Source organism: Nocardia sp. NPDC058499, from assembly GCF_042719915.1.
In the GTDB taxonomy this organism is placed as follows: domain Bacteria; phylum Actinomycetota; class Actinomycetes; order Mycobacteriales; family Mycobacteriaceae; genus Nocardia.
Genome location: NZ_JBHXMZ010000002.1, coordinates 255,292 through 277,437 on the forward strand (window position 1 = coordinate 255,292; position 22,146 = coordinate 277,437).

At 65.8% G+C, this 22,146-nt stretch carries 25 protein-coding genes; 10 read left to right on the top strand and 15 right to left on the bottom strand.

Features of this window, described 5'->3' with window-relative positions; translation table 11 throughout:
* Positions 1-130: 130 nt before the first annotated feature.
* From ACFWPH_RS06280 to ACFWPH_RS06290, 3 genes are all read right to left on the bottom strand, one after another.
* On the bottom strand, positions 131-775 hold the full coding sequence (locus ACFWPH_RS06280; protein ID WP_378748506.1) for an SRPBCC domain-containing protein: 645 nt from the start codon (positions 773-775) through the stop codon (positions 131-133).
* A gap of 1 nt (position 776) precedes the next feature.
* Positions 777-1,184 (bottom strand): ArsR/SmtB family transcription factor, encoded by a 408-nt coding sequence (locus ACFWPH_RS06285; RefSeq protein WP_378748507.1) that lies wholly within the window; start codon positions 1,182-1,184, stop codon positions 777-779.
* 572 nt (positions 1,185-1,756) lie between these two features.
* Positions 1,757-2,056 carry a hypothetical protein gene (locus ACFWPH_RS06290; RefSeq protein ID WP_378748509.1) on the bottom strand — a complete coding sequence of 100 codons (300 nt, stop codon included), beginning with the start codon at positions 2,054-2,056 and terminating at the stop codon, positions 1,757-1,759.
* Between the two features lie 116 nt (positions 2,057-2,172).
* On the opposite strand from ACFWPH_RS06290, the gene ACFWPH_RS06295 reads away from it, so the two are divergent.
* The 6 genes from ACFWPH_RS06295 (at position 2,173) to ACFWPH_RS06320 (ending at position 5,946) form a co-directional block, all read left to right on the top strand.
* Positions 2,173-2,604, top strand: a complete 432-nt coding sequence (locus ACFWPH_RS06295; protein WP_378748510.1) for a hypothetical protein — start codon at positions 2,173-2,175, stop codon at positions 2,602-2,604.
* Entirely contained in the window at positions 2,582-3,109 is a 528-nt protein-coding gene (locus tag ACFWPH_RS06300) for a DUF6879 family protein (RefSeq protein WP_378748511.1), read from the top strand. Before ACFWPH_RS06295 ends, ACFWPH_RS06300 begins: the two co-directional genes overlap by 23 nt.
* Positions 3,106-3,948, top strand: a complete 843-nt coding sequence (locus ACFWPH_RS06305; protein WP_378748512.1) for a helix-turn-helix domain-containing protein — start codon at positions 3,106-3,108, stop codon at positions 3,946-3,948. The genes ACFWPH_RS06300 and ACFWPH_RS06305 overlap by 4 nt, the downstream gene beginning before the upstream one ends.
* A 465-nt stretch (positions 3,949-4,413) precedes the next feature.
* On the top strand, positions 4,414-4,896 hold the full coding sequence (locus tag ACFWPH_RS06310) for a hypothetical protein (RefSeq protein ID WP_378748513.1): 483 nt from the start codon (positions 4,414-4,416) through the stop codon (positions 4,894-4,896).
* A 49-nt stretch (positions 4,897-4,945) separates the two neighbouring features.
* The gene (locus ACFWPH_RS06315) at positions 4,946-5,398 is read left to right on the top strand and encodes a helix-turn-helix transcriptional regulator (RefSeq protein WP_378748514.1); all 453 of its coding nucleotides are present in this window, start codon (positions 4,946-4,948) and stop codon (positions 5,396-5,398) included.
* The gene (locus tag ACFWPH_RS06320; protein WP_378748515.1) at positions 5,398-5,946 is read left to right on the top strand and encodes a hypothetical protein; all 549 of its coding nucleotides are present in this window, start codon (positions 5,398-5,400) and stop codon (positions 5,944-5,946) included. The genes ACFWPH_RS06315 and ACFWPH_RS06320 overlap by 1 nt, the downstream gene beginning before the upstream one ends.
* Before the next feature lie 109 nt (positions 5,947-6,055).
* Here ACFWPH_RS06320 and ACFWPH_RS06325 read toward each other — a convergent pair whose 3' ends face one another.
* The 3 genes from ACFWPH_RS06325 to ACFWPH_RS06335 form a co-directional block, all read right to left on the bottom strand.
* A complete protein-coding gene (locus ACFWPH_RS06325; protein ID WP_378748516.1) occupies positions 6,056-6,517 on the bottom strand; it encodes a nitroreductase/quinone reductase family protein in 462 nt (153 codons plus the stop codon).
* Between the two features lie 98 nt (positions 6,518-6,615).
* Positions 6,616-7,617: a zinc-binding dehydrogenase gene (locus tag ACFWPH_RS06330; protein ID WP_378748517.1), complete on the bottom strand. Its 1,002-nt coding sequence runs from the start codon at positions 7,615-7,617 to the stop codon at positions 6,616-6,618.
* 4 nt (positions 7,618-7,621) lie between these two features.
* Positions 7,622-8,218 (bottom strand): NADPH-dependent F420 reductase, encoded by a 597-nt coding sequence (locus tag ACFWPH_RS06335; RefSeq protein ID WP_378748518.1) that lies wholly within the window; start codon positions 8,216-8,218, stop codon positions 7,622-7,624.
* Between the two features lie 106 nt (positions 8,219-8,324).
* Here ACFWPH_RS06335 and ACFWPH_RS06340 point away from each other — a divergent pair, with 106 nt between their 5' ends.
* Positions 8,325-8,981: a TetR/AcrR family transcriptional regulator gene (locus ACFWPH_RS06340; protein WP_378748519.1), complete on the top strand. Its 657-nt coding sequence runs from the start codon at positions 8,325-8,327 to the stop codon at positions 8,979-8,981.
* Positions 8,982-9,115: 134 nt separating this feature from the next.
* Here ACFWPH_RS06340 and ACFWPH_RS06345 read toward each other — a convergent pair whose 3' ends face one another.
* The gene (locus ACFWPH_RS06345; RefSeq protein WP_378748520.1) at positions 9,116-10,051 is read right to left on the bottom strand and encodes an aminoglycoside phosphotransferase family protein; all 936 of its coding nucleotides are present in this window, start codon (positions 10,049-10,051) and stop codon (positions 9,116-9,118) included.
* A gap of 110 nt (positions 10,052-10,161) precedes the next feature.
* On the bottom strand, positions 10,162-10,509 hold the full coding sequence (locus tag ACFWPH_RS06350) for a hypothetical protein (protein WP_378748521.1): 348 nt from the start codon (positions 10,507-10,509) through the stop codon (positions 10,162-10,164).
* A gap of 241 nt (positions 10,510-10,750) precedes the next feature.
* Here ACFWPH_RS06350 and ACFWPH_RS06355 point away from each other — a divergent pair, with 241 nt between their 5' ends.
* Positions 10,751-11,224 (top strand): NUDIX domain-containing protein, encoded by a 474-nt coding sequence (locus tag ACFWPH_RS06355; protein WP_378748522.1) that lies wholly within the window; start codon positions 10,751-10,753, stop codon positions 11,222-11,224.
* 227 nt (positions 11,225-11,451) lie between these two features.
* Here ACFWPH_RS06355 and ACFWPH_RS06360 read toward each other — a convergent pair whose 3' ends face one another.
* The 3 genes from ACFWPH_RS06360 to ACFWPH_RS06370 form a co-directional block, all read right to left on the bottom strand.
* Complete coding sequence (locus ACFWPH_RS06360; protein WP_378748523.1) at positions 11,452-12,282, bottom strand: hypothetical protein; 831 nt, start codon at positions 12,280-12,282, stop codon at positions 11,452-11,454.
* Between the two features lie 83 nt (positions 12,283-12,365).
* Positions 12,366-12,791 (bottom strand): hypothetical protein, encoded by a 426-nt coding sequence (locus tag ACFWPH_RS06365; protein WP_378748524.1) that lies wholly within the window; start codon positions 12,789-12,791, stop codon positions 12,366-12,368.
* 512 nt (positions 12,792-13,303) lie between these two features.
* Positions 13,304-14,848, bottom strand: coding sequence for an alanine/glycine:cation symporter family protein (locus tag ACFWPH_RS06370; protein ID WP_378748525.1), 1,545 nt, complete (start codon positions 14,846-14,848; stop codon positions 13,304-13,306).
* 124 nt (positions 14,849-14,972) lie between these two features.
* Here ACFWPH_RS06370 and ACFWPH_RS06375 point away from each other — a divergent pair, with 124 nt between their 5' ends.
* Positions 14,973-16,046, top strand: a complete 1,074-nt coding sequence (locus ACFWPH_RS06375) for a hypothetical protein (protein ID WP_378748526.1) — start codon at positions 14,973-14,975, stop codon at positions 16,044-16,046.
* A 127-nt stretch (positions 16,047-16,173) separates the two neighbouring features.
* Here ACFWPH_RS06375 and ACFWPH_RS06380 read toward each other — a convergent pair whose 3' ends face one another.
* The 4 genes from ACFWPH_RS06380 to ACFWPH_RS06395 form a co-directional block, all read right to left on the bottom strand.
* Positions 16,174-17,655, bottom strand: coding sequence for a catalase (locus ACFWPH_RS06380; RefSeq protein ID WP_378748527.1), 1,482 nt, complete (start codon positions 17,653-17,655; stop codon positions 16,174-16,176).
* A gap of 381 nt (positions 17,656-18,036) precedes the next feature.
* A complete protein-coding gene (locus tag ACFWPH_RS06385; RefSeq protein ID WP_378748528.1) occupies positions 18,037-18,771 on the bottom strand; it encodes a TetR/AcrR family transcriptional regulator in 735 nt (244 codons plus the stop codon).
* Positions 18,768-19,994, bottom strand: coding sequence for a cytochrome P450 (locus ACFWPH_RS06390; protein ID WP_378748530.1), 1,227 nt, complete (start codon positions 19,992-19,994; stop codon positions 18,768-18,770). The genes ACFWPH_RS06385 and ACFWPH_RS06390 overlap by 4 nt, the downstream gene beginning before the upstream one ends.
* A gap of 355 nt (positions 19,995-20,349) precedes the next feature.
* Positions 20,350-21,498, bottom strand: coding sequence for a hypothetical protein (locus tag ACFWPH_RS06395; RefSeq protein ID WP_378748531.1), 1,149 nt, complete (start codon positions 21,496-21,498; stop codon positions 20,350-20,352).
* A gap of 47 nt (positions 21,499-21,545) precedes the next feature.
* On the opposite strand from ACFWPH_RS06395, the gene ACFWPH_RS06400 reads away from it, so the two are divergent.
* On the top strand, positions 21,546-22,055 hold the full coding sequence (locus ACFWPH_RS06400; protein WP_378748532.1) for a MarR family winged helix-turn-helix transcriptional regulator: 510 nt from the start codon (positions 21,546-21,548) through the stop codon (positions 22,053-22,055).
* Positions 22,056-22,146: the final 91 nt, after the last annotated feature.

The window sequence follows — 22,146 nt, forward strand, 5'->3', positions numbered from 1 at the left end:
AAGGTGCCGGGCATCAGAAGAGCCACCAGTCGCATCAGCTTGCTGCTGAAACGGTATTCGCTCTCTTGCTCCCAGAGCGTCGTCTCCGGATCGGCTTCGGTGTCGGCCGGATCCCGGCGGGTGGGAATTGTCAGGTCGGGTCGGGTGCGTAGAACTTGGTGGTCGCCTCGACTGCGACCGCGACGTGCTCCGGTTCACCACCGGCGGCCAGGTGAGCCTCGCCCCAGGCCGCGGCGCTGCGCCGGATGAACTCGCGCCCTTCGGACGACTTCTGGAGCTCCTCGTGGCCGACGTTCTCGCCGCCGGTCAACAGCCGGGCCAGGGCGAGGAGATACAGGTCCCAGCCGACACCGCCGGCACCGGGGCCGTAGACCGGGAAGAGGGGCTCCTCGACGACCGCTGCGTGGATCAGCTCGAATTCGGTGTCGCCTGTCGGGCCCGGGGTCAGGCGCACTTCCACCTCGCTCGTGCCGGGCCAGGCGTCGGCATCCGGCCCGTAGAGCCAGGACACCTTCAGCAGACGCGGCGGCTCGCAGCCGAGGATCTCACCGTGCTCGCCACTGTCCAACTCGAACTTCCCGCCGAGCCGCAGATCGCCGGTGACCGGTTGCAACCAGCGACGCAGCCGCTCGGGGCTGGTAATGGCATCCCAGACGTCCTCGATCGGCGCGGCGTATCGACGCCGCACCTCGATGGTGTACGCGTCGCCGGCGGGCACGCTGCCTTTGCCCATTGTCCGGCGCGCGGCGGCGAGTTCGTCCAATACGTCTTTCATGTCAGGTTCCCTTCGCTGACGGATCGGTCTTGTCCGCATCGGCGCCGGGCTCGGCCGGTCGGGTGGATTCCCCACCAGCCGGAGCCCGAGCTGCACGCCGGCCCCGGGCCAGCTCGGTTTCCAGGGCGTCGAGGCGTTGTTCCCAGAACCGGCGAAACCGGTCCAGCCATGCGTCGACCTCGCTCAGCGGCCCGGGCTCGACGGCGTAGAACCGGCGAGCGCCCTCGGGCCGCACCGATGTGAACCCGCTGTCACGCAGCACGCGCAGATGCTGTGAGACAGCTGGCTGGGAGAGTCCGCACTCGGATCGGATCACGTCCGTGATCGCGCCAGAGGTCTGCTCACCGTCGGCGAGCAGCTCCAGAATGCGCCGGCGCACCGGGTCGCCGAGGATGTCGAACGCGTGCACAAACCAGGATCATACCAGTCCCTACTTATATAAGTCAGTGCTGGCATACTGAGGTGGAGTTGCTCAGAGTTCGTCTTCGTTCGCGGATTCTTCGGTGGCAGATGAGTGCGGATGATGCCGGCGAAGAGGACGACTGCCTTACGTCCGTGGCGTTCGGGGCCCGCTTCGCTGCACCATCGAACGCGCCACGGCCTGACTTCACGAGGGATACGCACCGGGCGGATTCTCGCGGTGTTCACCGAATCGGCTGCACACGATTCATGATCTCGGCGGGACCCACCGCCTTGACGAACGACTCGATCCGACCCCCGGACGCCGGGAGATAGGGGCGATACTCGGCGACAGCGAACACGTATGCCCAAGCGTAGGAACGGTTTTCGTCGAGCGGCGGGTGCGCGCGGAGCTCGCCCAGCCGATCCGGAATCGATACCGGCCCGTCTTGAATCGCGACTCACAACCCCGCCGCGGCATTGATATCCTGTGGCTGCGTTACCGGGGATTCGCCGGCCAGAACACGGCCCACACGATCACCGCGACCGGCAACCCGACTGCCACCGCCAAGCCGAGTACTGTCATCGCCCAACCCCGGCCGCATACCACCGCGCGAACGACAGCCGGGGTATCACCGTCTCCACGTCGGCCACATCCATCACCCGGTTCAGTTCCAGCGCGCCGAGATGATCCGGCGCGGGCAGAATGACCACATCGACCCCTGAGTTCCGCGCTTGGTCGGCGACCGAGAGCACCGAACGTACATCGGGCCAGATGATTCGGTAGCCGAGACGGTCGGCCAATCGCCGGACCTGCGCCCTGTCCCACTCGGGCGCGGCGCTCACGTCGTCATCTACCCATCCGAATGCGATCGGCCGCATTGTCTCCCCTTCGGTTCCGGCTGGCGTGCACCCGATGCGGAGGACTCGACCACCCCGCACCAGGGCATGAAAGGCACGCTAAGCGTGGGTAGTTCGCAGGTCCCAGAAAAGTGCGTATGAGTGCGCGATCCATTGCCAAATACCTCGGACAGGGGCGAGAATTAAGCGAAGGCCGCACACTTCAGTCCACACTCGAACCACGAGAGGACCTCACCATGAAGGTTCGATTCATCGGCGGTGAATCCGGCGGCGACGGATCGCCCCGGCTCTACGTCACCGAAACCGAGCCGCCACGCTATGCAGCGCAGGGCTGGCGGACCGACAATCCCGACACGATCGAAATTCCGCACAAACTGCTGTGGTTCACCGAGCCGGGCACCTGCATATCGGGTGTCCGCGACACCGGGCACGGAACGTTCCTGCTCTCGGGAGAATCGGTCACCGACCCGGAAGCACTGGCGATAATGCAAATTCCGGCTCATGAGACGGCGGTGCTGGTGCCTATCGGTCAGGAGGTTCGCCCGGATGCGCCTGCTGCACGGCGCTGACGAGCTACGGCCGGTGTTCGCCGCCGCCGAATGCTCCGCTTTTCACCTCGAAACGCGCGACGACTACGCAAGCGAGTCGGAATCCGAGTCACTCAACGCGTTCCGCGCCGACGAGACCATCGACCCAGGCGGGGAATGGTTCTCAGGCTGGACGAACCATGTCGCCGCCACGGTAGCGCGCGGAGTTGCGGTGCGGCGCGCGCGGATTGTCACCGAACCACACACGCTCTACACGCGCTACCTGCTCGCGTTGAGCCGCCACAACGTCGCAGCCGGTGAGGACATCCGCTATCTGGCACGGCACAATGCCGATCCGTCAGACTCGGCCACCGAAGACTTCTGGCTGTTCGATGAGCGGGCGGTGGCATTTTCGCTCCTGGATGCGCGTGGTTGCTGGGTCGGCGCTGCGCTGACCGACGAACCCGTCATCGTCTCGCACGCGGTCGCGGTTCGTAATCGAGTGTGGGCCGCTGCGACTCCGTTCGAGGAGTACCGCGGGCAGTGAACGGGGCAGCACGGGCGAAGGCGGCTCTCGGTGCACGGCTCCGGGAGCTGCGCAGAGATGCCGGGCTGGACGGACGGCAGCTATCCACAGCCGCCGGCTGGCACTGGTCCAAGACATCCCGCATCGAGCACGGCAAGCAGATGCCGAGCGAATCGGATCTGGCGGTGTGGTGCCGGGTCTGTGACGCGACGCTGGCGCTCCCCGATCTGGTCGCGACGCTGCGCAACGTCCGGGCGCAATGGGCGGAGTGGCGGCGGATCACCGCGACCGGCCACACCCGCCGCCAGCAACGCGGACAAGAACTCGAAGCCGAGACCCGGCAGCTTCGCATCTACAACCCCACCATTGTGCCCGGCCTACTCCAGACCGAGCCATACGCCCGCGCGGTACTCGCACAGTGCATAGGCTTCCTCGGCACCCTCGATGATCTGGACACCGCCGTCGAGGCGCGGATGGCTCGCCAGAACATACTGCGCAGTGGCGGCACAAGGGTGGTGGTTCTGATCCACGAGGCGGCACTGCACACCACACTCGACAACGACGAGGTGACCGCCGGGCAACTGCGGCACCTGCTCGAGGTAGCGTTCGGGAATCCCCGCCTATGTTTCGGTGTCGTCCCGCTGCGCGCTGGGTTCGTCTACCTCTCCGGCAGCTTCTATCTGTTCGATCGCCGACAAGCCCTCATCGAAACCGCAAGCGCCGAACTCACGATCACGGCGCCGAGTGAGCTGGAATTGTACGAACGGCTATGGAACGGGCTGCACAGCCACGCCGTCTACGGCGACGCCGCCCGCGCACTGATCAACTCGGCGTTGGACTCGCGCGACAGCAGCACGTGATCGACAGATCACCAACGTATCCGCGCACAGTAGCTACCGGGTATCCAGGTCAATGACAGTGCAGTTCACCTGGAAGGAATTCGGGGCCTGGATCGAGGGGGCAAGGCCGGCGAGTTCCACGACCTCGCTGGCCGATGACCGGTCTGCATCGAGTGGACGGGCACCCACTCGGGGATGCTGATTAATGCCATGAGCCACGCGCGTAACCGGCAAGGCTCGGACCCTCGCGGCGTCGGCTGCGGCAGACGCCGACTCCGCCGGGGCACGTAGCGACGCTGGGCGGAAGCTGTAGTTCCGTGTCCAAATGACGACAGACGTCCCGCCTGCTGACGCTGCTGCGAGCTGATGGTCGTCGCAGTTGCGCCCTCGCGGCGTGTCGACAGTTTCAGCAATGGGCGTGTCGGGGCGCTGTAGGTAGTTTGCCGAATGTGACTGGTAACCCGCGCAATCCGTCTGGGAACGCCGGTGCCCCATAACTTCCCTCATGGCGGGCGCGTAACCCGAGGCCGGTGCCACTGGGAGCACACACCGGACGCCGAGGAAGGACTGAACAAGCTGCTCGGACGGGACCCGTTCGCGTACGGCAATCTCAAGGGCCAGATCGAAGAATCCGAGCAGGGCGGTCTCGGGCGCAGCCGCTATCGGGAGCCGCAGGATTACCGGTGTCCGCTCGATTTCGCACCGAAGGACGAACCGGATCCACCCTGGTTGGGCGAGCTGAAATCGTCCGGTGTGGGCGGGAAGTCGGAATGGCGGCTCTACTTCGGCGAGCCGATCAATCGTCAAGATCACGTCGTGGGTGTGACATTGCGAGACAGCAAGCTGGGCCGCCTCGCGCCCCTGCAGAATCGCGACCGACAGCGGCGCGATATCAAACAAGCCATGCGGTACCTGAAGAAGTTCTTCACAGAATGCGGGTACGTGTGGGCTCGGTTTCCGCAGCGATAGATCCGAGGCACAGCGCCGGCCCGCACACTGTTGCGCTATAGTGCAACATATGAGGATTCGTCGAGAACGCGTGCAGCCCCTCGACCTGACCAGTGAAAGTCATGTCAGGAACGCGATGGACCTGACCCAGGCTCGGCGCCGCCTGTTCAACGACCTGATCGGTATCCGCACCCGGCGCGGAATCAGTCAGGCACGAGTCGCTGAAGCGATCGGCATCAACCGGTCCGGGATCAGCAGGTTCGAGTCCGATATCGAGGGCAGCAACCCCACGATCGACATCATCCTGCGCTATGCGCACGCAGTCGGTGCCGCGATCGATATCCACGTGGAACCTGTCGAGGACCGACAGGCACGGCGTGCCACCCGGGCCAGTACCGGCGAACGCGCCTGGAGCATCCCCGCCCGGACGCTACGCAAGCCCGGTTTCGTCCCGGCTGAAACGCTCGACGACGAACCGACGACGCTCTGCTTCGAAGCCGCGGCCGACAACGATGGGCACTGATGAGCGATAAGCGCCTCGCCGGCACAGGTGCCCAAACCTCCCCCACATCATTTGCCGCCCGCCTGGACAGGGTGGAGACATGGTCCGCCCTGGCACAACGATGGGAGGACCCGGATGAGGTCCCCGATTGGGCAACAGGAACGGAAAACGAGCTGACAATCGCCCTGGGTGGACAACCGAACAGCCAGATCGCGGTTTCGGTAGACCTTCTCGTACGAGACGAGCATCCACGTGCCGTGCGCGTGGAGATCGTGGCCTTCTACGAGCTCGCGGTCTTTCCGGCGGGGGCTCCTGTCCCCGCCGAAGGCAACGTCGAAGATACGAGCGCGTTCGTGAGCAACCTCCCGAACGGTTCCGGCACGAAGATCGTCAACCGAGCCCTGCGAGACATCGCACCCTATCTACGCGAGGCAGTACACAGCACTTCGGCCCGGGTACTTCCCGAGTACCCCGTGCTACTGCCGGGCGGCGTCGGCGACCTACCCGAAAGCGCCCTCCGGCCTCGACAGCCGACTGCCACATCCGGGCAGGATGAGGACGATACGTAGGAAAACGGCCCCTTGGTCGGGAGCGACGTCGATCCACAGGACGGTTCGGTCGGCGTCGGCCGGATGGCGGGCGCCCGGGTGCGAGCTCGGGCGCCCGTGGCGAGTTCGGTCAGCTCTCGGTGGGTTCGAGCAGGATCAGCGGTACCTCGCGGTTGCCGGACTCGACGGCCCGGGTGCGAAAGTCGGCGAAAAACGGGTAGAGCCCGTCGGCGTAGGCCAGCCAGTTCTCCCGCTCCGCGCCTTCGGCTACCCGGGCGGTCATCAACCGGCGATCGGGACCGTCCTGCAGCTGCACCGTCGGGTGCGCCACGAGGTTGTGGAACCAGCTCGGATTGCGAGCTTGGCCGCCGGCCGACGCGCCGACTGCGTAGACGCCGTCACGCTCGATACGCATCAGGGCGACCTTGCGCAGCTTGCCCGAACGGGCGCCACGCATGGTCACTACGACCACGGGGCCACCCTCCATCGTCGCGCCTTCGCGGCCGTCCGTGCGCTCGTAGAGCTCGACCTGATCGCGGGTCCTCGCGTCGGCACCGGGGACGTACTCACCATCGAGCAGATCCGTTGTCATGTCAGGGAATTCCTTTCATTGAGGGCGGTTTTCACGTCTCGCCGTGGATGTCGCAGCCAGAACCGGCGGGACGGTGGAGCCGAACACGTTCACCGGCTTCAGCCGGGTACCTGGATCACGGTCTTCCCGATGGTCCGGCCGCTCTCGGCGAGGGCGTGCGCCGTCTTCATGGTCTCGGCGGTCAGGCCCTCGAGCGTGGTGGTGACGATCGGGCGCAGCCGGCCCGCCGCGACGTCGTTCGCTGCCTGGGCGAGGATCCGGCCCTGGCTGCCGACGTCACTGCCGGCCACGATCTTGCTGAACACCATCTCGCTGTGCAGCGACAGTGACTTTCCGGTGAGGGCCCCCGGGTCGAAGGGGCCGGTGAGGTCGGTGGAGGCCAGGTGACCGAAGGGGCGCAGCACCTCGACGATCGCCCCCAGATGGCCGCTGGTGCCCGAGGTCGAGAACACCAGGTCGACGTGGTCGATCCCCGCCGCGTGGAGCTGCCCGGCCAGGTCACCGCGGTGATCGACGACCAGGTCGGCGCCCATCGCCGTCGCCCACTTCCGCGATTCGTGCCGCGAGGCTGTGCTGATCACGAATGCCGCCGTCATAACCTTGAGTAGTTGCGTGGCCATCGACCCGACGCCGCCGGCTCCGCCGATGACGAGCACGCGGCCGACACCGGGCAGCAGCGCGTCCTGGTCGCGAAACAGCGATTCCCAGGCCGTGAGGACACCGATGGGCAGCGACGCGGCGTCGGTGAACGCGAGCCGGTCCGGGATCTTGGCGACCACCCGGTGGTCGACCGCGACGCGCTCGGCCCAGCTGCCGTCGCGGGTGAAGTCGCCGGTGCCCATCACCCGGTCCCCGATCGTGAACCCGGTGGCCGCGGGCCCGGCCGCGGCGATGACCCCGGCGAACTCCCAGCCGAGGATGACCCGCCCGCCGGGCTCGGCGCTGCGCGTCTGCCGGATCGCCGCTTCACCCGGGTTGATGCCGATCGCACGGACTTCGACCAGCAGGTCACCGTCGCGTAGCCGAGGTTCGGCGACCTCGGCCAGAGTGATGGCGAACGCGTCGAGCGCGTGCGCTTTCTCGTACGCGAGCGCCTTCATGGCTTCAGTCCTGCCTCAGGGCATGCAGCGCCGAGAGCGGTCCGCCGATCTGCATCAGGCGGCCGCCATCGCGCAGCGTCCCGGCGTCGACCGGCGCGAATCCCAGGGCGTCGGCGACGGTGTGGAAATCCGCCTTGGCGGCCTCGTCGTCACCGGCGTAGAACAGCAGCTGCCGCCCTTCCGCGTGCCGGGGATCGGCGGCGATGTACTGGGCGTAGAGGGTGTTGAAGGCCTTGACCACCCGCGCGCCCGGCGCACGATCGGCTACGAACTCGCTCGCCGTCTCCACCCCGAGGCCGGCGACGGTCGGCAGCATCGACGCCAGGGTGTTGGTGGTGTCGACCAGGATGCGGCCGTCCCATTCGGGCAGCCCGGCCAGTGCGTCACCGACCTGCGGCCACATCACGGTGAGGAAGACCATGTCGGCGGCGGCCGCTTCGTCGGCTGTACCCGCGCTCGCGAGCGGCCCCAGCCGGGTCACGACGTCGAGCAGCGTGTCCGGGCCGCGGCTGTTGCTGAGCGTCACCTTGTGGCCGGCCGTCACGAGGTGGCCGGCGATGGCCTGCGCGACCGTCCCGGCGCCGATGGTTCCGAAGTTCATGACCGTCCCTTCAGTCTTCGATGACGTCCGCCATCATTAATTTATGATTGTAGACGTCATCATTAACTGTCAAGCCTGGACTCCTCCGTGCACTCTCATTTTGATGATGAGTATCATCGAGAGAGACGATCTCGCCCGGAAGGTGGTCGACGTGCCCCGCATCACGCAAGAGCAGAAGCGGCTCAACCACGAGAAGATCGTCAACGCGGCCGGTGCGGGATTCCGGCTGCGCGGCATCGACGGCATCGGCATCGATGAGCTGATGAAGTCGGCCGGCATGACGCACGGCGGGTTTTACAACCACTTCGCCTCGAAGGACGACCTCGCTCTCGAAGTCCTCCACCAGGGCTTCACCGACTCGCTCGCGGCGCTCGACGCCATCCGCGAAGCGCATCCCCGCTCGGCGCGCGCGGCCCTCAACGACATGGTCGACGGGTACGTCAACGCCGAGCACCGCGACCACCCCGAAATCGGCTGCGCCTCGGCCGCCCTCGTATCCGACGCCGGCCGCCACGGCGCCGCCGCCCAGGCCGAATACCAGCGCGGGCTCGACGGCTATTTCGCCACCATCACCGACATGCTGCTCGACCGCGCACGCCAGTCCGGCACCGAACTCGCTCCCGCCGAAGCCCGCGAGCGCGCGGTGGCGCTGTTCAGCCAGATGGTCGGCGCGCTGGTCCTCTCCCGGGCGACCGCGGACGCTGCCCCGGACCTGTCGGACGAGGTGCTGACGGTCAATCGACGGCGGCTCAAGAAGCTGTGACCGCCGTCGTTCCGGCCACCCCGACGGAGCGAGTCCGGCGTCGAGCAGTCTCTGTCTACTGCACCAGGTTCGGCGTTCCCGACCCTAGACGGTCCTGGCGGCGGGCATACTCGCCGACACTGATTCCGCAGTCTTCACCCAGCCGACTGAACACCATTCATGATCTCAGCGGGATCCACCGCCTCCACGAATGACTCGATCCGATCGCCAGACGCGGGGAGATAGGGGCGATACTCGGCCACAGCGAACACGTATGTCCAGGCGTAGAGACGGTTTTCGTCGAGAAGCGGGTGCGCGCGGAGCTCGACCAGCCGATCCGGAATCGATTCCGGCCCGTCTTGAATCGCCACCCACAACCCCGCCTCGGCATTGATATCCCCCACGGCGCCGAGCGGATCGATCGTGTACCAACTCCCCGGCCCTTGGAGAATATTCTTCGCCTGCAGGTCGGCATGCAGAACATGCTGCCCGCTGCTGGTCCGGAACAGCAGCTCGAGCAACTCCTCTGCTCTGACGAGGTGCGCCACGGCCCCAACCCTGTTCACGGCCTCGGCGTACCGTTCGTCGGCGAAGCGCTCACGGGCCCAGCCGATGCGCATCCACGCGATATCGGCGAGATCCTTCAGGTCCGGTGGTTCGGGCAGCCCCGCAGCGTTGAGCTTGCTCAACAGCTCGCCGAACTGCTCCGAATCGCCGGCACCGTGCACGGGCCAGGCGATATCACCCGGCACGATCCGGGACATCAGAAAAACACCCGACTCCTCGTCGGTCTGCAGAATTTCCGGCGTCGCGCCCGCCGCCGACCAGCGCTCGAGCATGGCCATCTCGGTGGTCCCGGATTCCTGGTCGACGGGAATCTTCAGCACCGCCGCGGTTCCGACTCCGGTAGTCGCATACACACAACACGACATGGCACCGCTATCGGCGATACTCCCCAACCGCAGATCCCAGCAGTCGGCGTAGCCGGCAATTCGACCTGGCAGCGCATCGAGCCACACGCGCCCGTCTTCTTCGCCGCGCAGAAAGATGATCGCCTTTTCGAGCCGTTCGGGAACGGGAGGCACGGTCATCGCGGGAGGGCCTCGGTACGGTCAGCGATCATCGCCGGTCCAGGACAGCGCCGCCGTGAAGCACACCAGCGCGAGCGCCAGGATGAGCAGCAGGAGATCCCAGACTGACATCAGCTGCCTCCGGATTCGACAGCCGGCCAACGGAAACCGCGTGGATAGAGCTGCATCGGGGTGACGAGCGCGGCCAGGTCGGTGACCAGGGTCCGGATAGCTTCGGAATGCTGGAAGCCCGGTACGACGACAGCCGAGGCGTCGTGTTCGCAAATATGCTGAGCAACGATGAGTCCCGACACAATTGGGCCGGCATCGGCGACCACTGTGAACACGAGTCGGTAGCCGTGCCTTTCGGCGAGTGCATGCAGATCGGCGTCGGATCCGGGAAGGTCGCGCCGGACGTAGGCGATTGCCGCCCGGAGACGAGCGGCATCAACGGATATTGCGGAATCCAGGAACCCCATCGTTCTTCCCCTCGCGTCGTTGGCAGACTCCCCGTGACGTGGTGCCGACACACGCCACGGGGGTCGCGAACCAACGTATGGACACGGGCTGGACATCTGAACTACGTCCGGGACGTTTCCAAGGACACTTCAAACCATCTGAATGTCCCGGTATGGTTCAGGCATGAGCCAGCGCCTCGAATCGGCAATGCTTCGGGCCCCTGGGGAGCCGTGACCCCGTACCTGCAAGAGATGGTTTCCGATGGCCTCACGGCGTGACTACTACCGCGACCCCGACGCGCCCGAGCCGAACAGTCTGGTTCCCGGAGGATCGACCCTCGTAGTCGACGAGAGCGGCGCGGTTCTGATGCAACGCCGCAGCGACTCCGGGAATTGGTCATTTCCCGGTGGAACCATGGAGATCGGCGAAACCCTTGAGCAGTGCGTGATCCGGGAAACAAAGGAAGAGACCGGCCTCGACATCGAAATAACCGGCATCCTGGGGATATACACCGATCCCGAACACGTGATCGCCTACGCAGACGGCGAGGTCAGGCAAGAATTCAACATCACGTTCTACGGCCGCGTGACCGGCGGCGCCATCGCGGTCAGTGCGGAATCGACCGAAGTCGAGTTCTTGACGCCGGCTCAGCTGGAAACGCTTCCGGTGCACGAGACGGTACGGCTGCGGCTACGGCATCACGCCGAACAAAGGCCGAAGCCGTATCTCGGCTGACATCATGCCCAGTGGCATGGTCATGCCGGAGCCGTTCACGGCCGTCGATCGCGCCGCACAGTGGCGACGGATGCTTCTCGGCGGGGAGCCTGAAGGACCGATCGACAGAGTTCCCGAGCCCGAAATGCGTCCGGGCACGGATCGGTCGGTGGGGTGGGTTATACAGTTCTGTTGGTCTTCGTCGAGCAGAACAGGCAGGTTTCGGTATTCGTGATCCGCTGGTTCGTTCATCCGGTGCTGGGCTGGGGAACCACCAGTTCACGGGCAGCTGCAACCACCTCGGGCCAGGTTGCCGCGGGGGTCGACTCCACCAGGTCGTGCCCGTCATCCAGCCGGGTGTGCTCGATCGGCAGTCGGTCCAAGGCCGCACGCGGTAGTTGCAGCACACTGTCGGCGCTGTCGCGGACCAGGATTCGGTCCACGGCCGGCATCAAACAGGCGCGTTCGGAAAGTAGCACTGCGAAGGTGAACTTCTCGTCGTCCTTGCTCGCTTCGAAAACACCGGCTGGGTCGTACCGTGGGTCCGGCCACAGCACCCGGCGCATCAGTTCGAGCAGGCGGCGACCGCGCGTGCGCTCATCGCCATGGTCGAGTTCGGGCAGAGAGCGTGGACCCAGCTTGACATCGCGGGTAGGGCCGGGCAGCGAAATAACCCCGCCGCTGCGCTCGGACAGGTGCGCGACCATGGACACCGACCGGCCGAGCTGATGCAGCGCCCACTCTTCGTTGTACACATCGGTCAGGTCACCGGGCGGGAGCGTGCCGTATTCGGTGTCGACGTCGCCACCGGCATGGTGCGCCGCGGCACGCAGTATCCGAAGCGCCAGGTCGAGATCCTCCGGTGCGGACGCCGCGGGCAGGGTTACCTCGAGGGCGCTGTCGGACCAGCCGACGGTCAGTACTCGGGTAGAGATTCCTTCCCGGTAGGGATACCAGGCCCCGGGAGCGATCACGGGATCACCAGGGGCATCGCCCTGCCAACGGATATCGGCATGTGGTGGAATGAGGATGCCTGCCGGGAAAGGGCGTTCGATGGGGACGGTGAAAACGGTGCTCACGTCCCCAGCATGGTCCAGCGTCCCCGTCGCCGCATTTGCTTTGTAGCGCATCGAGGACCGAACCGCCCGGGGCCCTTGGCGCGTCAGAGATCATTCCCGGGCCTCGCGGCATAGTTCGGCACGATTCTGCCGTTCTCCATCCGGTAAGGAACCGGGACTGTTTGCCCGCTCTGCACCGAATGGTCCGGCACCACTCGACCGTGTTCGAGGCGATAGTGCTGAACAACGGGCGGCTCGCCCTGTGGTTCCGTGTTCACACGCTGTACGGCGGCCCCGAAGTTCGGGTGCGCCGCGACCCGCAGGAACCGTTCGTCGTCGATGGGCCGCAGCGTCATCCGGGGATTACCCTTGTTGTAGAGCCATGACATAACGAGCAATCCGATCGGAATCGAACCCGGAAATACGCCGAGTGCCAGTGGCGGTATCAGCGGGTCGTAGTGCAGTGCCCGTGCGACGACGACAACCGCAACCAGGTTGATGGCCATGACTATCGCGAGAACACCGGCCATCCGGCGGTAGCGGCGCCGATTGCGGCGGCACAAGTCGCATATGGGCCAATCACCGTCGACCACAGTCGAGGACGGTGGATACCGATGCGGTGCATGAAACGAGAGGTTCGGGTCGCGCGGGTGGACCGCGGTTTCGTAGAAGACAGACCTTATGGGCACCCACGCCACAGCGGGCCCGCCATGTGCGGTACAGACACTCGGGAGCGGTTGCGCAAACTCCAGGTCGAGTGGCACCGCGTTTCGGGTAAGTCGTCGTCGTGACATCCGAAGCAGTGGTCCAGCGTCGCTCCGGGAGCTCGGCCGGCGGCGAAGCGAGATGGCCGCATCCGTTGTTTCATGGTGCCCTTCCCGCGCGGCCTCGCCGGGGTTGCGCATCGAATGTTCCGAATAAAGCCAGGTTCGGCCGTAGTCGTTGAGGTCATGATCCTGCCCGGAACCCGATACCCCACTCATTGCCCCGCCCCCTTTCCGTCCACTTGCCGAGCGGCCCCGGTCGATTGATGCTGGGCAACTCATGTCCTGGCCGGTGCCTTCTCCTTGTCGCCCGACGGCTCGTAGGTCTCCCAGAACGTAGCGCCGGCGATCCCCAGCGCCCTCGGATCGAATACCGGATCCACCCCGGCCCGCTGCTGTTTCTCGTAGTCCCGCAACGCCTTGTACGCCGGCTGCTGCAGGATGAGAATGCCGATGATATTGAGCCAGGCCATCAAACCGACCCCGATATCGCCCAGCGCCCAGGCTTCCGCCGCGGTCGATACCGAGCCGACCACCACCGACGCAAGGATCAGCGCCTGCAATACGACCGTCGCGATCGAACCCACCGTCCATCGCAGGACCGGAACCGTCGCGGTGCCGTACTTGTTCAGCAGGAATCGCAGATTGGTTTCGGCGATGTAGTAGTAGGCGATGATCGTCGTCAGGCAGAAGAATGCCAGGGAAAGCGCGACGAAGGTGGAGCCGGCGCCGCTCCAGAACGTATCGAAGCCGTGCTGGACGAAGCTGGGGCCGACGACCACATCGGAGGGCAGGACGCCACCGTCGGCGATAACGGCACCGTCGGCGGTCTCGCCTTCGAACACACGGTAGGCGCCGGTGGACAGGATCAGGAAACCCGTTGCGCTACAGACGAACAGCGTGTCGAAATAGACGGCGAACGCTTGGACGAATCCTTGTTTGGCGGGGTGGGAGACCTCGGCTGCGGCCGCGGCGTGCGGTCCGTTGCCTTGCCCCGCTTCGTTGGAGTAGATACCGCGTTTGACACCCCACATGACCGCCGCGCCCACGATCGCGCCGAAGGCCGCGTCCGCACCGAATGCGCTCGCGAAGATCGTGGAGATCACGGAGGGGATCTCGGAGGCGTTGACCACGACGATGATCAGGGCGACGAACATGTAGCAGAGGGCCATGAACGGCACCACCACGGATGCGAAGGCCGCGATCCGCTTGACGCCGCCGATGATGATCACCGCCAGCACCGCCGCCGTACCGAACGCCACGACCCACTCCGACAACCCCCAGGCCTGCTGCATCGCCGACGCCATGGAGTTGGACTGCACGCTGGGCAGCAGGACACCGGTGGAAAGCACGGTGACCGCGGCGAAGACGAACCCGTAGACCCGGAAGGCGGGGGCGGCCTTGGTATGTGCCATGGCTTTACTCAGGTAGTACGCGGGCCCACCGCGGTATTCGCCGGTAAGCGGGTCGCGGGTCTTGTAGATCTGGCCGAGGGTGCATTCGACGAACGAGGTCGATGCGCCGAGGAAGGCCATCGCCCACATCCAGAACATCGCGCCGGGCCCGCCGAACGCGATCGCGGTCGCGACGCCGGCGATGTTGCCGGTGCCGATCCGTCCGGACAGTGATATCGCCAACGCTTGGAACGACGAAACCCCCGCCGATGATCTCTCCCCCTTCATCATCAACCGGATCATCTCGGGTACCTGGCGTAACTGCAGGAAGCGGGACCGCACCGAGAAATAGATGCCGGTAGCCAGGCACAAGTAGACGAGTGCGTCGCTCCATATGTAGCCGTTGACGGTATCGAGGAAATCACCCAAAACGGATACTCCTTGCGAATCTGCGTAAAGAATCTGTGTTGATTCGCATGCTCGCACAGGTGGCCACCGCCCATGTGTCCGTTCGATGACACAGGTGTAAGGGGCAGCTGGCAGGATAAGTAGTGTGCAACCACCGAACGGGGACGAGGCAGTGGAATCGGCCGGTTGGTCACTGGTCGAAACCCGCAAGCTGTTCGATATGCTCGACAGCCCGCGACCCGGGCACGGACTGCTGGGGGTGAGCGACCCGGATATCCATCATCTCGACGGCAGATGGTGCATGTTCGTGGGCGCGATGAACAGCCGGTTCCGGGTCAGGCTGTACGAAGCGCGGCTCCCCGAGGGCGCCGATATCACCGATGACCGCTGGCAATTCGTGACCGACACCCACGATCGTGCGGTCGCGCTGGGCGCACCGGAACACGACGCCTGGGACAGCCCGGGGATGCATTCCCCCACCTATGTGCGCGGCACGGCGAACGCCCGCACCGTGGAGCGGATCTACTACGCCGGACAGCTCGGCCGCGCGATGAGTGGAAAGCGCAGCCGATACGCGATCGGCTACCTGGAGCGAGGCGCCGGCGGACAGTGGGTACGGCACCCGGAACCGGTTCTGTACGGGGACGAGACGCGACCCAGCGCCATGGAGCCGTACGTGCTGTGGGCCGGCGGGCAGTGGCGGATGTGGTATCTGGCATGCGTCGGCGAGGTCGGCCGCGGGGAACTGCCGGACTACGAGATGCGGTACACCACAAGCGAGGACGGGAAGAACTGGGCGACACCGGAAAAGTTCGCCAATACGGTCGAGGGTTTCTTCAACAATACGGTCGCTGTCGGCGACGCCGGTTCCCGCATGATCGCGGCCCGCGGAACAAACCTCCACGGCACGGACCCGTTCCCGAGCCAGGGCCTCTGGCTGGCCGACACCACCGGAATTCCCGGCGACCGCGCCTCCTGGCAACCCTTCGAACGACTCCTCGACACCGACACCGGCGCGGCACCCTGGTACGCGGCCGGAATCTGCGGTCCCGCCTGTGTCCTGGACGGCGACGACACCATGCACATCTTCGCCACCGGCACCCACTCCCCCATTTCCTGGTACCGCGCGATCTTCCAGCAGCTCCGTCGCCGGCACCCGATCGTGCCCGCCCCGTTCTACCTCGCCACCGCCCGCTTCACCTTCCGCCGTTCCCGGTGAAGTCCGGCGAGTTCCGGCCTCCACCGGCGTTCTCGATTGCCGGCAAGCGACCGCTGCTACCTCGGTCGGGTGAAAAAGCGGCCGGCCCTTCGGGGAGGACCGGCCGCTGCCGTTTCAGGTGGCTACATCACTTGCCGACCTGGCTGTAATACTCCTTCTCGATGCTCTCTCCGACCTCTTGGTCGATGTTCTTCCAGTACAGGAAAGCACGGGAGAGCACCGGTTCGACGACCCCGCCGCGGAGTGCCCCCGTCACGGTCTGCACGAGCCGTTGCCGCTCCTCTTCCGAGAACACGTCACGTACCAGCGTGTGGGCCTGGCCGAAGTCGTCGTCTTCCGCGTGCAGCGAGTAGGCCGACCGGACGAGTTCGCCGTCGGACTCCCAGCCGTTGTCCACGGGGCCCTGTTCGTCCTGGTAGGCGCGGCCGTAGGAGTTCGGCGCGTACACCGGTGCGTCACCGGAGTGGAGGAACTGCATCGCGCCCTCCTTGTCGTAGGAGTTGGTGGGCGTGACCGGGCGGTTCACCGGGAGCTGGTTGAAGTTGGTGCCCAGCCGGTTCCGCTGCGCGTCGGGATAGGAGAAGATGCGGCCCAGCAGCATCTTGTCCGGGGAGATGCCGGTACCTGGGACTGTGTTGGAGGGACTGAACGCCGCCTGCTCGATCTGCGCGAAGTGGTTGACCGCGTTGTGGTTCAGGGTGAAGCGGCCGACCGGGATACGCGGGTAGTCCTTCTTCGACCAGGTCTTGGTGAGGTCGAAGGGGTTGAAGCGGTAGGTTTTCGCGTCGTCGTAGGGCATGACCTGCACCTCGACCCGCCACGAGGGGTAGTCGCCGTTCTCGAGCGACTCGAACAGGTCGCGCCGGTGGAAATCGGCGTCTTCGCCTGCGAGTTCACCGGCTTCCTCATTGGTGAGGAACTCCATTCCCTGATCGGTCAGGAAGTGGTACTTGACCCAGAACTTCTCTCCGGCCTCGTTCACCCACATGTAGGTGTGTGAGGAGTAGCCGTTCATATGGCGCCATGTGCGCAGGAGGCCTCGGTCGCCCATGAGGTAGGCGACCTGGTGGGCGCTCTCCGGGGAGAGGGTCCAGAAGTCCCATTGCATGTTGTTATCGCGCAGGCCCGAATCGGGGGTGCGCTTCTGGGAATGGATGAAATCCGGGAACTTCATCGGGTCGCGGACGAAGAAGGTCGGGGTGTTGTTGCCGACGATGTCGAAGTTGCCGTCCTGGGTGTAGAACTTCAGCGCGAAACCGCGGACGTCGCGCCAGGTGTCGGGTGAACCCAGCTCGCCGGCCACGGTGGAGAAGCGGGCCAGCATCGGCGTCTTGGTGCCCGGCTGGAACAGCTTCGCCTTGGTGTAGCGCGATACGTCCTCGGTGATCTCGAGTTCGCCGAACGCGCCGGAGCCCTTCGCGTGCGGGCTGCGTTCCGGGATCCGCTCGCGGTCGAACCGGGCGAGCTTCTCGACGAGCGCGACATCGTGCAGCAGCAGCGGACCGTTCGCTCCCACGCTGAGCGAGTGGGCGTCGCTTTCCCGCGGTGCGCCGGATTCGGTGGTGGACGGCTTCGAGGAGGTGTGGTCGGTGGCGGGGTCGGTGGTCATGCAATGCCCTCCTGGGTGAACTGTTCGATGGTGTCCATGAAACGGCCGCTCCGGGCGGAGCCACGACATCTCGTCGGTGGCACGCCTCCACGGTACCCACAATCTGGAATGATTCAAGTTATTGAGTCGACACAGAGAGCTGAACTACCCAATCTACCGGGAACCAGCCACCGAAACCCCCTACCGACACACCCGAACCCGCAGGTCACCGCGTCGAACGACGTATCCCTGGATGCTCCCTTCAACCGGAAGACCCAGTCGCCGTCTTCGATGGAATCCGCAGTTCCCATGACATAGGACGACCCGGACGCGCTGAGGAATCCCTGGTTCTCGTCCGCACTCGGTAGGAGCACGGACGGAATCGCCGGAACGAGGCCGGAGCTAGGCGCTATCTCCCGCGGCGAGTCCGATTCCGGCGGCGAGGTCGGTGAGTACCGCGTCGAACAGCACGTCCGGGTCGCTCACAGGCATCGGGTAATTGCCGAACACCTCGAGCGTCACGTGACCGTACAGGCGAACCCAGACGATCATCATCAGGTACGCGACGCCGAGGTCGAATTTTTCGGCGGGGAACTTCTGTTCCGACCCAGCCAGCAGCGCGAGGAGTTCGGTCTGGAACGCGATGAGATCGGTCCGCAGCGCTTCCGGAATCGATTCGACCGGCGGCGGCGCCAGATCGTAGGCCCCCAGAACCTTGCCGGCTGCTTCAAGGAAAACCAGGCCGAACGATTCGTCGAATCGGCGAACCGTGCCCGGGTTGCCGTCGGACGGGGAGGCGAATACCAGCGTGAACTCGTTGCGATGGGCCAGGGCCCAGCGCCGGAACGCGCGGCAGATGGCGAACAGCCGGACCACCCCGTCATCGGGTAGTTCGGCCACGTGCGCGGCGAGATCGTCGGCGAGGCGTTTGCAGATATCGCGGCGCAGGGCAGCGAGGAGTTCCTCGCGAGACGGGTAGTAGCGGTAGAGGGCGGGGGCGGTGATGCCGAGTTCACGCGCGATGGCGCGGAGGGTCAATGCCTCCGCGCCATGCGAAACCAGCAACTCCGCGGCCACGCGCCGGATATCCGCGTCACTGACCGCGGGCATCCGGCCCCGCCGCGCGGGTGGTGTCATTCGTAGGCGACCTGCCAATTCTTGATGCCGTTCAACCAACCCGACCGTAGCCGAACGGGTTCGGAGACCTGACGCAGGTTCGGCATCACATCGGCGATGGCGTTGAAGATGAGGTCGAGCTGCAGGCGGGCGAGGTTCGCGCCGACGCAGTAGTGGGTGCCCGTACCGCCGAAGCCGACGTGCGGGTTCGGGTTACGGGTGACGTCGAATTCGAACGGCTTGGTGAAGTGGTCCTCGTCGAAGTTGGCCGAGGAGTAGAACAGGCCCACACGCTGGCCCTTGGCGATGGCTTGGCCGCCGATTTCGGTGTCCTGCAGGGCGGTCCGCTGGAAGGCGATGACCGGGGTGGCCCAGCGGACGATCTCGTCGGGGGCGGTGCGCGGGCGCTCGGCGCGGTACAGCTCCCACTGTTCGGGGTTGTCGACGAAGGCCTTCATGCCGTGGGTGGTGGCATTGCGGGTGGTCTCGTTACCGGCGACGGCCAGCAGGATGACGAACCAGGCGAACTCTTCCGAGCTCAGTGCCTCGCCGTCGATATCGGCGCTGAGCAGCTGGGTGATGATGTCGTCGGCGGGGCAGCCGCGACGCTCCTCGGCGAGGTTCCAGGCGTAACCCATGACCTGCGCGTTGGCCATCTTGTAGCTGTCGGCGTACTGGGGATCGTCGTAGCCCATCATCTGGTTGGACCACTCGAACAGTTTGCCGCGATCGTCCTGCGGCACACCGAGGAGTTCGGCGATGGCCTGCAGCGGCAGTTCGCACGCGACCTGCTCGACGAAATCGCCGCCGCCGGTTTTCTTGGCCTCGTGCACGATGCGCTCGGCGCGCTCGGTGAGCGCGTCACGCAGGCTCTGCACGGCACGCGGGGTGAAACCGCGGGCGATGATGCGGCGCAGTTTGTCGTGTTCCGGCGGATCGGTGTTGACCAGCATGGCGCGCTGGATATCGATCTCGTCGCGGGTGATCTCGCCGTTGAAGCGGATCACCGCGGTATTGGCGTTGGTGGAGTAGACCTCGGAGTTCTTGGAGATCTCCTTGATGTGGTCGAGCTTGCTGACCACCCAGTACCCGCCGTCGTCGAAACCGCTGACGCCGTTGGGCTGGTCGACCCACCAGACGGGCGCGGCGCGGCGCAGCTCGGCCCATTCCTCGATCGGCAGCCGAGCGGCGAGCAGGTCGGGATCGGTGAAATCGAAGTCGTGGGACAGGGACGGTGCGGTCACTATGCCTCCTTGCAGAACACTGTCCCCTGAAGTGAACCACACCACACCCCCATTTGTGAACACCCTTTAGTAAATAGCGTTCACGTAATTTTGCCACCACGCGAGCACGGCTCGACCGAGGGCGGTCGAGCTCGGCCGGCCCACCCCGGCGGGCCTGAACGACACAACGTCGGCGCCGCCGGTCGACGACGGCCGTGCTCGGAACTCCGGCCGCTCATCGTTGCTGCGCCACACCGTCCCCCGAACCGGACTGTCCCCGCCGGGCCGTTCGGACCGTCAGGCCGCTCGACCGACCGCCCGTGACGCCGGCGCCTCGATCCGGCTACGGCCTGCGGACTGCAGGCGACCGATTCGATCAGCCTTGCGGTGCAGCACCGAACCGTACGACCACCGCCGGACCATTCGGCCCATCAGGGCGCTCGACCAGCTGCTGGGCACGGTCCACCGCCCAGGCGTAGCGCGGATCCGGACTCAGGGCGTTTTCACGTAGACATGCCTCGGTGAACTTGATGACGTGCTCGTCCCCGTGGTCGACCGCGCGGGCGATCAGCTCGTCCCACGGCGGGGTATCGGCCTGCTGCGCATGGACCGGCGCCTCGGTCTCACCGGAACAGTCGGTGGTCGCCGCCATCAGCAACGTCACCTGCGCCTGCCATACCGCGGCGAGTGTGGGTTCATACAGTTCTCCGGGCAGATTCGGCAACACCAGCCGGGCCGCGGCGGGGGCGGTCACGCCGTGGATGAGCGGAATCGGGAACTGCGCCACCGCGTGTGCGCCACAAACGCCGGCGAAATGGGCGGTCATCCGGGACAGCAGCCGGTCGGCGCGCTCGGGAGCCAGCGCGGACAGCGATTCTTCGTAACCGGGCATGGTGCGCGGTGTGTGCAGGCGCGCCATCGCCTGCTGCGGGGTCTCCGGCTCCGGCAGCCTGGGTACCGCGGCGATCGAGGCGGCAAGGCCGGTTACTCCCCGGAGACGACCCGGGCCGGGCGCATCGATGAACCGGGCGGCCCAGTAGCCGAGCGCGCGGGCGAGTTCGTTCGACTGCAGCCGAGTCGGTTGGTCGGTGGACGACAGCCCCCGCACGGCATGCGCCGTCCGGATCAGGCCGTGCGTGAGGCCGGTCATCGGACCGGGTAGCAAACGCGGCCACCAGCGCACCAGCACCTCGCGCCAGCCCTCGTCCGATATCTGGCGCAGGAACAGTTCCTCGAAATCGCCGGCCCGGCCGATATCGCCGAGTGCGGCGCGCCAGTCGGACTCCTCGTCGGTGAGCCGCTGGCAAGGCACGGGCGGATCGTGGTGCGGCGCGGCGGCCCGATATACCGCGACCCAGTCCGGGATCGCGGCGGTGTGGCCGAGTACCGCGAGCGCTTCGGCGGCCATCGGGCCGTGATTGGCCAGATCGCCGCCGCCCAGGTTGCGCTCGTATCCGAGATCGTCGAGCCGTTCGAGCGCATCGTTGACCGCATCGCTGTACGCCGACATGGCAGCCTCACTCACTTCGTATATCCGAACTGTTTGTGAATACGAACATATAAGATGGCTCCATGCCGGACAAGACCCACACGCCGAGGCAGCCGACCGCACAGGAGATCACCGAGCTGATCGGATTCCTGCCGCTGGTCGCGAACTTCTTCGACAAGGCACGCACGGATATGCCGGCCGCATACCTCGAATCCTTCACCGCACACCGGCTCACCCCCCGCCACGGCGCGGTATGCGTCCAACTGGTGGCCGAGGAAGCGATCAGCGTCGGCGAACTGGCCGGGCGGATGGGGCTGGCATTGTCCACGGTCAGCGAATTGGTGGGCGATCTCGACCGCGCCGAATGGGTACAACGCCGACCGGACCCGGCCAACCGGCGGCGCACACTGGTATCGCTGCTGCCGCCCCGCCGCGCGCATGTCGAAGAATTCGTCGCCCGGCGCGCGGAGCCGCTGTTGGCGGCCATGTCCACCCTCACCGCCGAACAGCGGTCGGGGTTCCAGGCGGGGCTGCAGGCCTGGGCGCACGAGATCCGGAACTGGCGCACCGATCCCATGCCGTCGTCGCACTAGCTATTCGATCGCAATATGGAAACCCGGGCTCGGAGATCAACGAACTCTCCGGAACGATCCGACGGGTATTCAGGGCTGTGACGGCGGTCTA

Excerpts from the sequence above, each read along its gene's own strand:
- ACFWPH_RS06300 (WP_378748511.1), top strand. The coding sequence starts at position 2,582 with ATGCGCCTGCTGCACGGCGCTGACGAGCTACGGCCGGTGTTCGCCGCC.
- ACFWPH_RS06290 (WP_378748509.1), bottom strand. The coding sequence starts at position 2,056 with ATGCGGCCGATCGCATTCGGATGGGTAGATGACGACGTGAGCGCCGCG.
- ACFWPH_RS06355 (WP_378748522.1), top strand. The coding sequence starts at position 10,751 with ATGGCCTCACGGCGTGACTACTACCGCGACCCCGACGCGCCCGAGCCG.
- ACFWPH_RS06330 (WP_378748517.1), bottom strand. The coding sequence starts at position 7,617 with ATGAAGGCGCTCGCGTACGAGAAAGCGCACGCGCTCGACGCGTTCGCC.
- ACFWPH_RS06315 (WP_378748514.1), top strand. The coding sequence starts at position 4,946 with ATGAGGATTCGTCGAGAACGCGTGCAGCCCCTCGACCTGACCAGTGAA.
- ACFWPH_RS06320 (WP_378748515.1), top strand. The coding sequence starts at position 5,398 with ATGAGCGATAAGCGCCTCGCCGGCACAGGTGCCCAAACCTCCCCCACA.
- ACFWPH_RS06400 (WP_378748532.1), top strand. The coding sequence starts at position 21,546 with ATGCCGGACAAGACCCACACGCCGAGGCAGCCGACCGCACAGGAGATC.
- ACFWPH_RS06365 (WP_378748524.1), bottom strand. The coding sequence starts at position 12,791 with ATGGCCGGTGTTCTCGCGATAGTCATGGCCATCAACCTGGTTGCGGTT.
- ACFWPH_RS06295 (WP_378748510.1), top strand. The coding sequence starts at position 2,173 with ATGAGTGCGCGATCCATTGCCAAATACCTCGGACAGGGGCGAGAATTA.
- ACFWPH_RS06340 (WP_378748519.1), top strand. The coding sequence starts at position 8,325 with ATGAGTATCATCGAGAGAGACGATCTCGCCCGGAAGGTGGTCGACGTG.
- ACFWPH_RS06380 (WP_378748527.1), bottom strand. The coding sequence starts at position 17,655 with ATGACCACCGACCCCGCCACCGACCACACCTCCTCGAAGCCGTCCACC.
- ACFWPH_RS06345 (WP_378748520.1), bottom strand. The coding sequence starts at position 10,051 with ATGACCGTGCCTCCCGTTCCCGAACGGCTCGAAAAGGCGATCATCTTT.
- ACFWPH_RS06385 (WP_378748528.1), bottom strand. The coding sequence starts at position 18,771 with ATGACACCACCCGCGCGGCGGGGCCGGATGCCCGCGGTCAGTGACGCG.
- ACFWPH_RS06350 (WP_378748521.1), bottom strand. The coding sequence starts at position 10,509 with ATGGGGTTCCTGGATTCCGCAATATCCGTTGATGCCGCTCGTCTCCGG.
- ACFWPH_RS06335 (WP_378748518.1), bottom strand. The coding sequence starts at position 8,218 with ATGAACTTCGGAACCATCGGCGCCGGGACGGTCGCGCAGGCCATCGCC.
- ACFWPH_RS06280 (WP_378748506.1), bottom strand. The coding sequence starts at position 775 with ATGAAAGACGTATTGGACGAACTCGCCGCCGCGCGCCGGACAATGGGC.
- ACFWPH_RS06325 (WP_378748516.1), bottom strand. The coding sequence starts at position 6,517 with ATGACAACGGATCTGCTCGATGGTGAGTACGTCCCCGGTGCCGACGCG.